The sequence below is a fragment of the Nitratireductor sp. B36 genome (assembly GCF_020833685.1).
Classification (GTDB): Bacteria; Pseudomonadota; Alphaproteobacteria; order Rhizobiales; family Rhizobiaceae; genus Nitratireductor.
On the sequence record NZ_JACKZY010000001.1, the window covers coordinates 423797 to 437025 of the forward strand.

General features: G+C 56.6%; 11 protein-coding genes and 1 pseudogene. 8 read left to right on the top strand and 4 right to left on the bottom strand.

All coding sequences use genetic code 11. The annotated features are described in order from the left end of the window. Positions 1-18 precede the first annotated feature (18 nt). Positions 19-1497, top strand: a pseudogene (locus H7H48_RS02080) (undecaprenyl-phosphate glucose phosphotransferase). Next, a complete protein-coding gene (locus H7H48_RS02085) occupies positions 1494-2735 on the top strand; it encodes an O-antigen ligase (RefSeq protein WP_229447156.1) in 1242 nt (413 codons plus the stop codon). The pseudogene H7H48_RS02080 and the gene H7H48_RS02085 overlap by 4 nt, the downstream one beginning before the upstream one ends. Positions 2736-2791: 56 nt before the next feature. Here the strand turns inward: H7H48_RS02085 and H7H48_RS02090 are convergent, their stop codons facing one another. Beyond that, a complete protein-coding gene (locus H7H48_RS02090; protein WP_229447157.1) occupies positions 2792-3481 on the bottom strand; it encodes a hypothetical protein in 690 nt (229 codons plus the stop codon). Positions 3482-3989: 508 nt separating this feature from the next. After that, positions 3990-7361, bottom strand: coding sequence for an autotransporter domain-containing protein (locus tag H7H48_RS02095; RefSeq protein ID WP_229447158.1), 3372 nt, complete (start codon positions 7359-7361; stop codon positions 3990-3992). 178 nt (positions 7362-7539) lie between these two features. On the opposite strand from H7H48_RS02095, the gene H7H48_RS02100 reads away from it, so the two are divergent. Next, positions 7540-8487, top strand: a complete 948-nt coding sequence (locus H7H48_RS02100; protein WP_229447159.1) for an AraC family transcriptional regulator — start codon at positions 7540-7542, stop codon at positions 8485-8487. A 159-nt stretch (positions 8488-8646) separates the two neighbouring features. Here the strand turns inward: H7H48_RS02100 and H7H48_RS02105 are convergent, their stop codons facing one another. Then, a complete protein-coding gene (locus H7H48_RS02105) occupies positions 8647-8985 on the bottom strand; it encodes a hypothetical protein (RefSeq protein ID WP_229447160.1) in 339 nt (112 codons plus the stop codon). Between the two features lie 124 nt (positions 8986-9109). Here H7H48_RS02105 and H7H48_RS02110 point away from each other — a divergent pair, with 124 nt between their 5' ends. The 5 genes from H7H48_RS02110 to H7H48_RS02130 all read left to right on the top strand — a co-directional run bounded on the left by H7H48_RS02110 (position 9110) and on the right by H7H48_RS02130 (position 12816). Beyond that, on the top strand, positions 9110-9466 hold the full coding sequence (locus H7H48_RS02110) for a hypothetical protein (protein ID WP_229447161.1): 357 nt from the start codon (positions 9110-9112) through the stop codon (positions 9464-9466). Further along, on the top strand, positions 9463-9651 hold the full coding sequence (locus H7H48_RS02115; RefSeq protein WP_229447162.1) for a hypothetical protein: 189 nt from the start codon (positions 9463-9465) through the stop codon (positions 9649-9651). Before H7H48_RS02110 ends, H7H48_RS02115 begins: the two co-directional genes overlap by 4 nt. Before the next feature lie 40 nt (positions 9652-9691). Further along, entirely contained in the window at positions 9692-9958 is a 267-nt protein-coding gene (locus H7H48_RS02120) for a hypothetical protein (RefSeq protein ID WP_229447163.1), read from the top strand. A gap of 9 nt (positions 9959-9967) precedes the next feature. After that, positions 9968-10624 carry an SOS response-associated peptidase gene (locus H7H48_RS02125; protein ID WP_229447164.1) on the top strand — a complete coding sequence of 219 codons (657 nt, stop codon included), beginning with the start codon at positions 9968-9970 and terminating at the stop codon, positions 10622-10624. Positions 10625-11250: 626 nt separating this feature from the next. Continuing rightward, on the top strand, positions 11251-12816 hold the full coding sequence (locus H7H48_RS02130) for an anti-phage dCTP deaminase (protein WP_229447165.1): 1566 nt from the start codon (positions 11251-11253) through the stop codon (positions 12814-12816). Positions 12817-12867: 51 nt separating this feature from the next. Here H7H48_RS02130 and H7H48_RS02135 read toward each other — a convergent pair whose 3' ends face one another. Then, positions 12868-13209, bottom strand: a complete 342-nt coding sequence (locus H7H48_RS02135; RefSeq protein WP_229447166.1) for a DUF1515 family protein — start codon at positions 13207-13209, stop codon at positions 12868-12870. Positions 13210-13229 lie beyond the last annotated feature (20 nt).

Here is a 13229-nt window from a genome sequence, read left to right on the forward strand (position 1 = left end):
GCGCCGAAACAGTCGGGCATGCTGAAGGCCGGTGATGAGCAGAGCAAGCTCAATCCCATTGCCTGGCAGGTCGCACAACAATACAAGCGCGAAACCATGTCGCCAGTCATGGTTCTCGGCGTCATGCGACTGGTCGAACTGACAATGTTGCTTGCGACCGGCTTTGTTCTCTATGCCATTTATGTGGGCACCTCGCCGGTGCTATTTTGGCACTACATGACCGTTATCGGCGGCGGTTCCCTTCTCATGGTGGTGCTGTGCGAATTCACCAGCTGCTACCAGATGCGTGCTCTGCGCAATCCCACCGGTGCCATGGGGCGCGTGTTCATCGCCTGGATGGCGACATTCGCAGCGTTGGCTCTGACGGGCTTCTTTCTGAAAATCTCCGACAGTTTCTCACGTTTCTGGCTTGGATCCTGGTTTGTCTGCGGGTTCATGGCGCTTCTCGTTCTGCGCATCACCATGTCGCAGCTCCTGCGCCGCTGGGCGCGCAATGGAACGATCGAACGGCGCGCGGTAATCGTGGGTGGAGGCGCCAATGCCGAGCAGCTTATTCGATCCATCGAGCAACAGCCCTACAATGACATACGCATCTGCGGGCTGTTCGATGATCGCGACGATCTGCGTTCCCCGCCCGTTGTGGCCGGCTACCCGAAGCTCGGCACGATCACCGAGCTCGTGGAGTTCACCCGCATTGCCCGTATCGACATGCTGATTGTGGCATTGCCGATTTCGGCGGAGAAGCGCGTGCTGTCGCTTTTGTCGAAACTCTGGGTGCTGCCGGTCGACATCCGCCTCTCGGCTCATGCAAACCATCTGCGGTTTCGTCCGCGCGCCTATTCCTACATCGGCTCGGTACCGATGCTGGATATTTTCGACCGCCCCATCAACGACTGGGACTCGGTCGCCAAGAGAGGCTTCGACATCGTCTTCAGCCTGCTCGGCATTCTCGTTTTCTCTCCGATCATGATCGCCACGGCCATCGCCATCAAGCTCGACAGCAAGGGGCCTGTGCTGTTCAGGCAAAAACGCCACGGATTCAACAATGAGTCCATCGAGGTGTTGAAATTCCGCTCCATGTATGTGGACCAGTGCGATCCAACAGCAAAGAACGCAGTGACAAAGAATGACCCTCGCGTCACCCGTGTCGGCCGCTTTATCCGCAAGACCTCCATCGATGAGCTGCCCCAGTTCTTCAACGCGCTATTCGGCAGCCTCTCCCTTGTGGGTCCACGGCCGCACGCAGTGGCTGCCCAGGCCCACAATCGGCTTTACGAAGAAGTCGTCGATGGTTACTTCGCCCGTCACAAGGTGAAGCCCGGGGTTACCGGCTGGGCGCAGATCAATGGCTGGCGCGGCGAAGTGGATTCAGATGAGAAAATCCGCAAGCGCACGGAATACGATCTCTACTAAATCGAAAACTGGTCGCTCTGGCTCGACCTGAAGATCTTGTTCCTGACGCCAATCAGCCTGTTCAATACGGAAAACGCCTATTGAGCCTGCTCACCTACGATAGAGAGCCGCCCGGGCTTGCCCGCGCCGCCATAGACGCCAAGCTGGTTTCTCTCATGAAACTGGCGGCAATCGGGCTTGGGGTTTTCCTGTCGGGCTTCGTTATTCGCGAACCCGCACCCTATGAGCTCTACATGGTGGGCCTGATCGCAATATGGGCGCTCGCGGGCTTGCGGATATCGCGACGCATCGCGCCGCTTCTGGCGCTGCTCGTCGCCTTCAATATCGGTGGTCTCATCTCACTGTCCCAACTTGCAGATCTGGGCACCATCCCGCTTTACATCGCGGTGTCGCTGTTTCTTGCGCTCACATCCGTATTCTTCGCAGCGATCATCGAGGCGGAATCCGACCTGCTTTCGGTTGTCTTCCGCGCCTGGGTGGCCGCTGCCGCAGCCACAGCGCTCTTCGGTATCTTGGGATATTTCAACGCCTTTCCCGGCGCAGCGATGTTCACTAAGTTCGGGCGCGCAGCCGGTGTCTTCGAAGATCCCAACGTCTTCGGCCCGTTTCTCACGCTGCCGGCGATCTATCTGCTTTACCTTATCCTCACCGCGCGGCCATCCATCGCGCTTGTCTCCGCACCGCTGCTTCTGATTGTCACCGGCGGCATCTTCTTTTCTTTTTCGCGCGGCGCTTGGGGACTTCTTCTCATGACGGCAAGCCTTCTCGTTCTTGCCGTCTTTCTCAATGCCGGCACAGCCAGTGCACGGCTGCGAATTGCCGTTACAGCGCTGCTTGCAATCGCCGCCATCGCACTTGCCCTCATCCTTGCGCTTCAGATTCCGGCGGTCTCGGAGCTCTTCACCCAACGCGCGCAACTCGTGCAGGATTATGACAGCGCCCGGCTTGGCCGCTTTGCCCGTTTCGGAATTGGCTTCGGATGGGCGACTGAAAATCCCCTCGGCATCGGGCCTCTGCAATTCGGCCAGATTCTCGGTGAGGACACCCACAATATCTGGCTCAAGGCATTGCTCGATTATTCCTGGCTGGGTTTTGCGGCTTATCTGACGTTGATCCTGTGGACGGTCACAGCGGGCTTCCGCATTCTGTTCCGCCGCCGTCCCTGGCAGCCATATTTGATCTGCGTCTACATCGTCTTCGTTGGTCATGTGGCCCTGGGAACCGTGATCGATACCGACCACTGGCGCCATTTCTACCTGCTCCTCGGCCTCCTCTGGGGCATGATAGCGTTGGAGCAGAAATGGATGGCGCGGCGCCTGTAAGTCGACACAGGACCGGTAAAGAGCCTCGGAACAAGAGGCCAAACCTCTGTCCCAACCTAGTTGGCGTCTTGCGAGCCCACCGGTTCTTCGCTTCGCGTGATGGTGAGATGAACGCCCTCATCACGCCGCAGTTCCAGAAGCGCGCCCACCCGACACCATTTGCCGCCGAAGCATGGCACCGCCCATTCACTGAGAAGACTGTACTGCTCCTGCGCGGTGAAGCCATCATCTGGCCGTGAGACACGCACAGCCTTGAGCGCGTAGGAAAACCAGGGATCGAACAGCACTGCCATGCTGTCCATGATGCGGTCCACATCCTGCGAATAGTCCCATTTCCTTCTCCAAGCCACACGGCACCCTCCGCTCGGTGCCGCGTCGGTGGCGAATGTCAGTTCGACATAAGGAGGTGCTCCCTCGGCATAGTCATTTGCTTCATCCCCAGTCCTGGAGAGCACCACCGCTTTCGGTTCAGAGCCGGTCTCAAAGCCGAGAGCATGCAGGCTCGATGAGACGATCTCGTAGCCTTCGGGCAACAATTGCTTAGGGAGATCCTTTGTCACGGGTTGAGCAAGGCACGCGGCTCTGGCAGTTTCAAACACGTTGAGGACGCCGCGAAGGTCCGACCAGTTTTTATGCGCGAAGATGATGCGCGCCGGCTCCGCTGAAACGGTGGATAAAGCGCCCAACGAACAGGCCACTGACAGGCACGCGATCTGTGCAAACTGCGGAAGGCATGCGATTCTCATAAAAATCAGCTCCAGCAGTGGTGTCTATCGGCCCAGCCTAGCACAAAACGCTCATTCCGGCTCGTGACACACGAGGAAAACCAGGGCGCACCCGAAGTCCATGCCTGTCTTTGGGTCTGACAAAACAGTGATTGTGATCTGCAGAAACGCGCCTCAGGACACGTTCCAAGCCGAACAGGCAAATGCACAGACCAGCAATCAGTCCACGGAAGGAGAAGTGGACTGCAAACTGTTGTGATGTAAAGGAAAATGGTCGGAGCGGCGGGATTCGAACCCACGACCCCTTGACCCCCAGACTAGGCGGCGGAGCGATTTCCACTGAAATGCCAATATGTTACAGCGGATCGGTTTACATCACCCACCATCTGGCACCCGTCGAAACCAAGGGGTTCCGCCGTCAAGTGTAAACTGAATCGCCCCATCCAGGAGCGCTTTGCAGGCATATAGGCTGCGCGTCCCGCTGCCCGACCTGCGGGCAACAGGCAGGTCGGAAACGCTGGGGCGGATTTTAGAAGCTGATGGAGAGTGTTGCATCGAGCGAGTGCCGCGCAGCGCCACGGGCAACTTGCCCTCCATAGGCTGCTCCGAGAGTAGCGGTATCGCTCAATGCTAACGAGAAGCCCGCCTCCAGAAGCAATGTGTCTGCCGCAATGGGTGCACCGGCAACGCTGAAGGCATCGCCTCCCGCCAGTGCATGGCGCGCCAGGGCCACTTCGTTGTCAAATGCATGCTGCCAGCCGATCGCCCCGTGCAATGCGCCGCTGAAGACGTCGAGACTGACATCGCGTTCCATGCGCACTCCCAGCGTTGTGTATGTGACATTGCTGGTCTGCGCGAGCGCCTCCAGAGCTGCAGCGCTGCCCTCTTCCGCATATCCGTCGGACGAATGGGAGATGTGAGCAATCCCGGCAAAAGGTGTGACCGTCGCGACAGGCGTTTCCACCCGATAGCCCAGCTCTCCAAAGCCCTGCGCCGTTCCGGCATCATACGCTGCAGAAAGGGTCTCGCTGAACCCCGCAAACGCGACCGAGCGGCGCACATCCACTTCATGCCGGGTATAGGCGAACCCGCCGCTGAACGTGAGCGCCTCCCACTGGCGTCCACCATAGATGCCGAGATGATAGTTATCGCTGTTGCCAGCCGAAGCTCGATCTGCCGAGCGAGAGGATGAACGGCTATACCCCGCCATGAGCCCCAGATTCCAGCCAGCGATCTCGGCATCAGCCCCCAGCAACAGCCCACGCGTATCATGCGTGTATTGCGCCGCGTTTCCATCGCTGGAAAAGGTCTGCCAGGAGCCGACACCCAAGCTCCAAAACTGTGGCGCAGAAGCAGGCGCCCCGATCCCGATTGCACGCCGGACGCGCTCCGAGGCCGCATCCCGCAAAAAGCCGCTGTCGGCGATGAAGCCACTTCTGATCGATCCGTAGATTTCGCCTGAGATCGCATCGAATGCACCTGGCACCTGGCCGTCACTCAGGCCAAGAATGGCGTCAAAAAGCTGATTGCCGCTCCCAAGGCTTTGCGCCCCAATGGCTGCAACACGCTGATTGTGCGTTTTTGCCAATTCGGGAAAGTCCGTCTCATTGCGTGAAAGAGTGAGCAACACGGCGTCGGGATCGTAGGCGAGTGCTGCATCGAGGAAAGCGAAATTCTCCGTCACTCCACTGAACGCACCGCTCACACCACCCGTTGCGGTGAGGATCGTGTAGATTGTTGCAGGATCATAGGTCGAGCCGTCATCCGTCCCGTTCTCGGCACGCACATTCACTGTTCCACCATTGAGAAAAGCACGGCCCGATACCGCCAGCCGATCGCTGCTTCCGGCATTGTCCACTTCGACTTCAAAGACCGAGCCGTTTTCAAAGGTCGCGTTTCCGGAAACGCTTTGTGTCCCGATGGAGTTTCCGGGTTTCAGAACACCACCCGAAGCCACGGTCAGCGCTCCCAGGTCGCCGGAGCCGCCAAGCACCCCTCCATTGAGGACTTCAACCGCGCCACCCAAAGCGCCGTTGCCGCCCACTCCGACGATCAGCGCACCATCGAGAACCCTGGTCGTTCCGCTAAAGCCAGAACCATCGCCCGTATAGACAAGCGTTCCCGCCCCCTGTTTCTCGAACCCGCCGGTTCCTGAAATGCTGCTGGCGAGAGCGGAGCTGTTGTCGCTTCCGCCGGTGATCAGCGTGTTGGCCTGCAGACTGATGTGCGCACCAGCAACACCGGCAAGTGACCCTATCGTTTCATCGTCATCAAGCCGAAGCACGCCGCCCTGAAGCTCGACCGCGCCCGTATCGGCAAGCGCGTCACCGCCCTTGAGAACAAGCGTTCCCGCCTCAACAATCGTGCCACCGGTGTGAGTGTTCGCACCGTAAAGCGTCAAAGACCCGTTGCCCTGCTTGATCAGACCGCCGGAGCCGCCAAGAGCGTAGGCGCTGTGAACCGAGAAGCCCTGCGTGTCGATGTAAGCGCCGCCCCCGGAGATTGTGACATCACCCGCCTCAAGTCCGGCAAAAAGGTTGTACTCATTAGCAGTGAGCCGCAGAACTCCGCCATCGAAAATGAGGCTTCCTTCCCCGGACGTTTCGCTGACTTGCTCAGTTTCCAGAACGCCTCTCGACCCCGCCGTGCCAGAGAGCCTCAGCGTACCTGACGCATTGCTGAACATGCCTAGTTCGACCCGGCCGGCAGAGACGATCGCACCGTCTGAAATATGAAGTTCCCCCTCACCTGCCCGGCCAACGACGAGTTCTCCGACAACTCCCCAATGCGTCCCGGTGCCTGAGACCAAAGCCGTCCCACGACCGGTTGCGTTTGTGCCGAGAAACGCAGAGCCGGACTGGACAACTCCCCCATCCTCTATGGTCAGCGCGCCTTTTCCAGTTCGACCGACCTCCAGCCCGTCATCCAGACGCCATTTCGAGCCAGCTCCGGAAACCAGCGCCTCACCAACAGCGTTCTGGGCATACCCGATGCGCGCATCGCGGCTTTCGACGAGCCCACCATCTTCAATCGTGAGACCACCCTTTCCGAAACGGCCAATGTCTAACGTTCCGGCGCTAAGCCATGATGATCCGGCGCCAGTCACGAGAGCCTTTCCGATCGACCCGCTACCCATCCCGATCTGGCTGTTGTAGCCGCTGACTGCGCCCCCATTCTTGATAATCAGGGACGCGTCGTCCCCGCCGGACGCAGCCACCACAACGTGCCCGGCTGTATGGGTTATGCTTCCGCCATCGACCGCAAGTACACCTTCGTAAACGGTCGTTCCTGATTGATAGCGATTGTGTCCGGTGAGCGTCAGCGTGCCCGAGCCACGCTTCAGCAGACCGCCAACGCCTTCGAGACCAACAGACGTCGCAACCGAATGTTCCTGCGTGTCGATATAGGCATTCGCATAGCCGATTGTGATGTCACCATCGTCAAAGCCCGCAAAAAGGTCCGCCTCATCGCGCGTCAGGCGAAGAATGCCGCCGTCAAAACTGATCGTTCCGCCGCCCGCACCAACACTGACCTGACCGGTTTCAAGCACACCGCGATCAGCTACCGATCCATGAAGCCAGAGCTGCCCCTCGCCCGAGGCCCTGGCCCCAAGCTGCACGTCGGTCGCAGACGCAAGGCCTCCGTTTTGCAGGATCAGCATTCCGGCATTCTGGTCACCAAGGATAAGGCTACCGGGAAGCAGCCACGGGCTCGGTTTGGTTCCCGTGCCATCGCCATCGACGGTTTCCATGGACCCGTCGATGATTTCCTGCGCCCGGACGTGTCCCACCTGCGCAACCACACTGAGGGCGGCCAGGGCCGTGCTTGCCCACAGCCGCCTCTTTCTGATCGCCTTCGCGCTGCTGGAAAAACGACCGCTCGATAGCGTTTTGAATTTCATGGGACGCCCTGACTTTCCGGTATTCGCAAATGACAAATTCGACCGGAAGCTACTGGCAGGCGTTTTATTTAGCTACATGAATTGATTATCACTTTCATGATGACTTATCATTTTCATTTCTAGTTTTAGATATTCAGCCAGCGCGCAGTTTTCCAGGGTTTCAGGGGCAAAAAAACCAATGCAGCAGAATGGAGATGCACCGGAATGGCACATGGTCGGTGGCAATGCGATTGCCATTCCCGGTGCACATGGAAGGGTGGAACGCCTGACATTCGGCAATGATGTCGCCATCTATCGGTCGGAGATCGAAGCCGAATCGAACTGCCGTTTTACCGTGACAAACCGGTTGCCCCAGCCATGGATCGGCTTTTCTGTCCAACTCGCCGGCGGCGCAGATTTCAGCACCCCCATCGGGACCACGGGTCCCATGGCCGAGAACACGCTGAGCCTCATGAGGGTTGGGCCCTCTGGCTTCATCCTGGATGTTCGCGCTGGAACGTTGATACGGCATACCGGCGTGGCCATCTCGCTGCGCCTTCTCAAACGCCAGCTAAACGGAAATCAGCCGATGAGGCTTGCCCCCTTCATGGCGCGTGGCAAATTACTGGAGCGCCTTGAGAGCATTCCGCTTCCAGCCGGCGTCAAGACGCTGGCCACAGGCCTATTCGGCCCTAGCATAGATGGCCCATTGCGGGCCATGACCATTGAAGGCCTGGGAAAGCAGCTTTTCAGCCAGGCCATGACCGCCTTCTGCGAATATGATCCTGACGGCGAAATGTTCACCGAATGGGAGCTTATGCGCTTCGATGAACTTGTCGCCCATGTGAAAGACAATCTGAACGACGGTGCGGCTGCGCGACACTTTGCGACACGCGCAGGCCTCAAGATCGCGCGGGTGGAGCAGATGTTCAAAATGTTGCGTGGCATGAGCCTGGCCGCCTTTCTACGCACCGAAAGACTGCGCACGGCCCGCAACCTGCTGCTTGATGAAAAGTGCCAGGTCGGCGAAGTGGCCTACCGGCTGGGATACCGACATGTCGCAAATTTCTCACGCGCCTACCGGGCACATTTTGGAGAAGCACCGGCAACGACGCTGCACAGACCGAGAAATACCCGTAAAAGGTAGACAAGTGGATATTGCAAAGAACTCAATCCCCATTCACACGCAGAGCTGCGCCACCCAAAGAGCCACAGGTGCAATAGAGCCTGGACATGGCGATCACCTTATCGCTTGCCTGAGCAGGTCGCTGAATCTTGAAAGAGGTAGCGCAGTTGGGCGTCTAGCTTATGTGTCGCACCAGTTTCTGGGTCCAGAATCCCAGAACCGCTTCCGATCGCCCTTCCCTCGGTCCCGCTTCGCATCGAACGGAATGCCGTCGAACTCGGCAGCGAACAGATCCGCGTCTTCCTTCTCCGCAAAACAGAAGATGATGAAGTAGCACCCTCTCGGCCCGGCCCATCCGGCGAATACGGATTGCGTCCTGAGATGCAGCGACAGGCCTTTGCAAAAGCCGCGAACGACTTCGTAATTTGCTCCCATCACCTTGTGATCAGGCAACCCAACCTGGTGCGGGTGGGTGCGGTCGATCTGAGCCCCGGACGGCTCACCTTTGCGGCGTGACATTGGTGTCTCCTTTTCGTTTTTCAGTCGTCACGTCGCCGCATGCGTAACGAGAACAAAAATGGAACAAACTCTGGACTCGTCAAGAGGGTTTGGATTACGATCCGGCCTTCTGATGGAGAACAGAATGACCACCTACACCGTCTTCAACATGGAAGATGACGACGGGTTCGAGGACGAATCGGGCCTGTCGATCGAGCAAGCCGTGGAGCGCCTTATCGAGCGCTCCGGCTGCACCTATCGCTTCGAACGCATTGATGGGGTGATGCACATCTGCGTCGAGCCGTGGCGCTGGTTTGGAAAACCGGATGGTCTCTCTTCGCTCCTGCCGGACGATGAGGACGCCAAGCGGGAAATCCTTGAGCGTTTTGCCACCGGCAAGGCGGACCTGCCGTCCACCTGGTGCATCGAGCCAGATGAAAAACATTCCGATGAGATGAGGAAGAATGAACTGACGGGAGATGGCGCGTGGACCATTCAATGAAACCGCAGCCCGAAGCCGATCCTTACGAGCCGGCGGCCGACGCCATCATCGAGGCTTGCGGAGGCGATCCGCGCGAGGCTGTGATCGCCCTTCTGGGAGAGCGGGATTATCTCTCCGGGCGCATCGAGGCGCTGGAGGCATCTGTCAGTTGGGGATTTGTTCGCGCTGGGGCGGCGCGTCGATGAAAAATGAAACCGTGCGGCAAATGTATGTCGGAGCCGCCATATGCGCCAGTTCAAGCCACTCCACCTGTCAGAGGTGGTTTTCTTCACCCGTGACGGCGTCATCCGCCTCAAGGATATTGATCATTACTATGTGCTCGGAGCGGTCTGTCGCCGTTGCAAATCGATAGGTGAGCTCGACAGGAAGGCGCTCGAGCGGCGCTATGGCCGGGATGCCATGCCTGCAGACATATCAAAGCGCCTGAAATGCAGGAGTTGCCAAAACACGCGCGGCAATATCATCATGGTCATAAATCAATGGCCGAGGTGATCCCGACCAATGTGCAATCTCTACAACATGACCTCGACGCGCCAGGCGATCCGCGATTTCATCAAGACAACGCGGGAATACGCCTTCAACGAGCCGTCGCTACAGGTCTATCCCAATCGCTATGCGCCGATCGTTCGCGTCGGCAAAGATGGCGAGCGGGAAATGGTGCGTGCCCGATGGGGCATGCCGACGCCGCCCATGTTCGTGAAGGGGCAGCACGACAGCGGCGTCACGAATATCCGCAACACTTCATCAGCTCATTGGCGAAAATGGCTCTCGCCGGAAAGCCGGTGCCTCGTGCCGGTTACGAGCTTTGCCGAGCCCGATCCAGCAAGCAAGAAGGACGGAGACAAGCGCACACCAAATGCATGGTTCGCGCTGAATGAAGACCGGCCGCTCTTCGTCTTCGCCGGCCTCTGGACGCCCTGGCACGGCAAGCGCATGGCGCGTGAGGATCCGGACGATCACGAGGTCTATGGGTTCCTGACCACGGAGCCCAACAGCGTCGTTGCGCCGGTGCACAAGAAGGCGATGCCGGTCATTCTCACCACCGAAGATGAAATGGCCGCATGGCTTTCAGAGCCATGGGAAGAGGCAAAGAAGCTTCAACGCCCCCTGCCCGACGACAAGCTGATGATCGTCGATCCGCCTGAGGTGCCGGAGTGATCGTCCCGCCGCGAGCAGTGAGGATTACCCAGATCACACCACAGATTGTCAGGCTATGCCTTTCCATCGCGGAAGTCCGCCAGCGTGAACGCAACAAGGAAACCGGAAAGAAGATCAACGCATCTATTCGAGCGACGGACGGCACATAAGAAAGCATACAATACTAGAAACAATTTCCTTCTAAAAAATACATTCGATTAAAAAAATCATAACCGCCGAAGAAATTAAGTTAACCCCAATCCCTCAACCCGCGACAGTCTATAAGCAATTAAAAGTGCGCGACGCAATAATGCGTCACGCACAAAAAAAACGGGACTATAGTAAAAACTCGTCCGAGATATTATTCTCGGTACTAAGATCACTATCAGAAATTACAAACGGCCCACGCCTAGAGTCTGGACGGTTACGAACTTTTTCTGTGGCTAGACGAACAATCTCATTTAATTCGTCTCTACGAGAAGTGTCGCCTTCAATCACCGGCAACGCTAACTTTGCCTCTGACATCTGCCATCCTCCACTCTTTTTCTGAGAATCAATATTACATCAGCAATCTCAATACGCCTATCAGTTTGGATTGAAACACGTTAATTTCGCGTGACTTTGTCGCGGGGGTAGGAGGAATCGAATTGAAGAGCACAGCTACCACTAGAAACCCTGAGCTTGTTAAGAATCCCGAACTCTTCATTGGCCTCGTGGGTCCAATCGGCGTCGACCTAGATGCGATAACAAACTATCTCGACGCTGCGTTACATCGTGTCGGCTACAAAACCAAACTGGTTCACATTACAGACCTAATGAAAGAGTTTTTTCCAAAATTACAAGTCAACGACCAATCGTATTCAGAAAAGTATAAATCTCTAATAAAGAATGCTGACAACGTTCGAAGAACAACAACGTACCAGTCTGCTTTGGCATCACTTGCGATCACTGAAATAAAACGTCTCCGAAATCACGAAACAAAACAAATTTCTCCCCCCTCTGAAACTGAGGAACCTGCATTAGGGACGGCTTACATAATTCGACAATTTAAGCGAGAAGAAGAAATAGACTTGATGCGAAGGATTTACGGTCGAAAATTCATTCAAGTATCCGTATATCTCGATAAAGAAGAAAGAAAACAACAGTTAATAAAGAAAATTAAGGGACACGGAACGGAAATTATTGACGATGACAGCGCTGAGAAGCAGGCCATTGATCTGATTTCCATCGACAACAATGAGGTGAGTGAACACTTCGGACAAAGAGTGTCCGATGTCTTTCACCACGGGGATGTCTTTGTAATTGGAAAGGCCAACCGAGAGGCCGAGTCGACCGTCGAACGATTCGTGCAGGCGCTATTTGGTCACAACGGATACTCTCCGAGCAAAACTGAATACGGCATGTATGCAGCTGCTGGGGCCGCTTTGAGATCATTGGATTTGTCAAGACAAGTCGGGGCTGCGGTATTCTCACGCAACGGAGAGGTTATAACTCTCGGATGCAACGAAGTTCCAAAAGCTTTTGGTGGCACATACTGGTCGGATGACCATGGCGATAAATTTAGAGACTTTGAAGAGGGGGTGGACGGGAACCATACAAGGAAGCTTCGCGTAGTTCACGATCTTGTTGAACGCCTGAACAAGCTCGGCCTACTTTCAGACACCCTGAAAAACATGGGTTCCACAGCTCAGCAAGTAAGAAAATTACTCGAGATAAGAGAGATCTCTGACTCTCGTGTCATGGACCTTATTGAGTTTGGGCGTATCATCCATGCTGAAATGTCTGCCATCACTGACGCCGCCAGGGTCGGAAAATCACTCTCTGGGTCCACGCTATTCTGCACGACATTCCCCTGCCACATGTGCGCCAAGCACATTGTCTCTTCCGGAATCAGGAGAGTTGTTTTCTTAGAACCTTATCCCAAGAGCCATGCGATGGACCTCCATGAAGATTCAATCACGTTTTCCAATCAGGAGGCAGACCGAAAGGTGCTGTTCGAACCCTTCATTGGCATTTCGCCTCGCAGATACCGCGACATCTTTGAGAAAAAGAAGCGAAAAGACGCTAATGGAAGTGCACGGGACTGGTACGAAGGTTCCCCCGCTCCGCGAATTGAAGACAGGAGCTCGTCTTACTTAGAAAATGAAGCACCTGCAATCTCTATGATATCAGCACACCTAGGCTCGGATGTAACTTGCAATGATAGCAATTGATTCAGCGCCCATGCTCACCTCTTTAGGGCTATACTAAACGTGTCTGCCCAATTACGGCGGCGGGCGCCCCGTCAGCCAAGTATAGGCACCAATGATCCAGCCGGCGAGCGTCACCACCCCAATGCCGATCCGGATAAGCCATCGGCCCACCGTTCCCGCCCCCTGCGCCTGCGTCCTCAGCTTGACGACATCATCGGTCACCGCCTGCATCTGATCGACCTTGGCTTTTGTGGTCTCGGCTTCACCTTCTAGTTGCGACAACCGGTTGCTGACTTCATCGAGCCGCCGATGCACAACAGCCCGACTGTCATCCGCGCGCTTCAAGCGGTCATCGATGCCCTTCAGCTCGCCAAGGATTTGCCCAAGGGTCCGCTCTACGCTCGCTTCTGACATTCGTCCCTGCCCATCAACTG

Coding starts and splice junctions, on each gene's coding strand:
- H7H48_RS02090 (WP_229447157.1), bottom strand. CDS start 3,481: ATGAGAATCGCATGCCTTCCGCAGTTTGCACAGATCGCGTGCCTGTCA.
- H7H48_RS02095 (WP_229447158.1), bottom strand. CDS start 7,361: ATGAAATTCAAAACGCTATCGAGCGGTCGTTTTTCCAGCAGCGCGAAG.
- H7H48_RS02100 (WP_229447159.1), top strand. CDS start 7,540: ATGCAGCAGAATGGAGATGCACCGGAATGGCACATGGTCGGTGGCAAT.
- H7H48_RS02105 (WP_229447160.1), bottom strand. CDS start 8,985: ATGTCACGCCGCAAAGGTGAGCCGTCCGGGGCTCAGATCGACCGCACC.
- H7H48_RS02110 (WP_229447161.1), top strand. CDS start 9,110: ATGACCACCTACACCGTCTTCAACATGGAAGATGACGACGGGTTCGAG.
- H7H48_RS02115 (WP_229447162.1), top strand. CDS start 9,463: ATGAAACCGCAGCCCGAAGCCGATCCTTACGAGCCGGCGGCCGACGCC.
- H7H48_RS02120 (WP_229447163.1), top strand. CDS start 9,692: ATGCGCCAGTTCAAGCCACTCCACCTGTCAGAGGTGGTTTTCTTCACC.
- H7H48_RS02125 (WP_229447164.1), top strand. CDS start 9,968: ATGTGCAATCTCTACAACATGACCTCGACGCGCCAGGCGATCCGCGAT.
- H7H48_RS02135 (WP_229447166.1), bottom strand. CDS start 13,209: ATGTCAGAAGCGAGCGTAGAGCGGACCCTTGGGCAAATCCTTGGCGAG.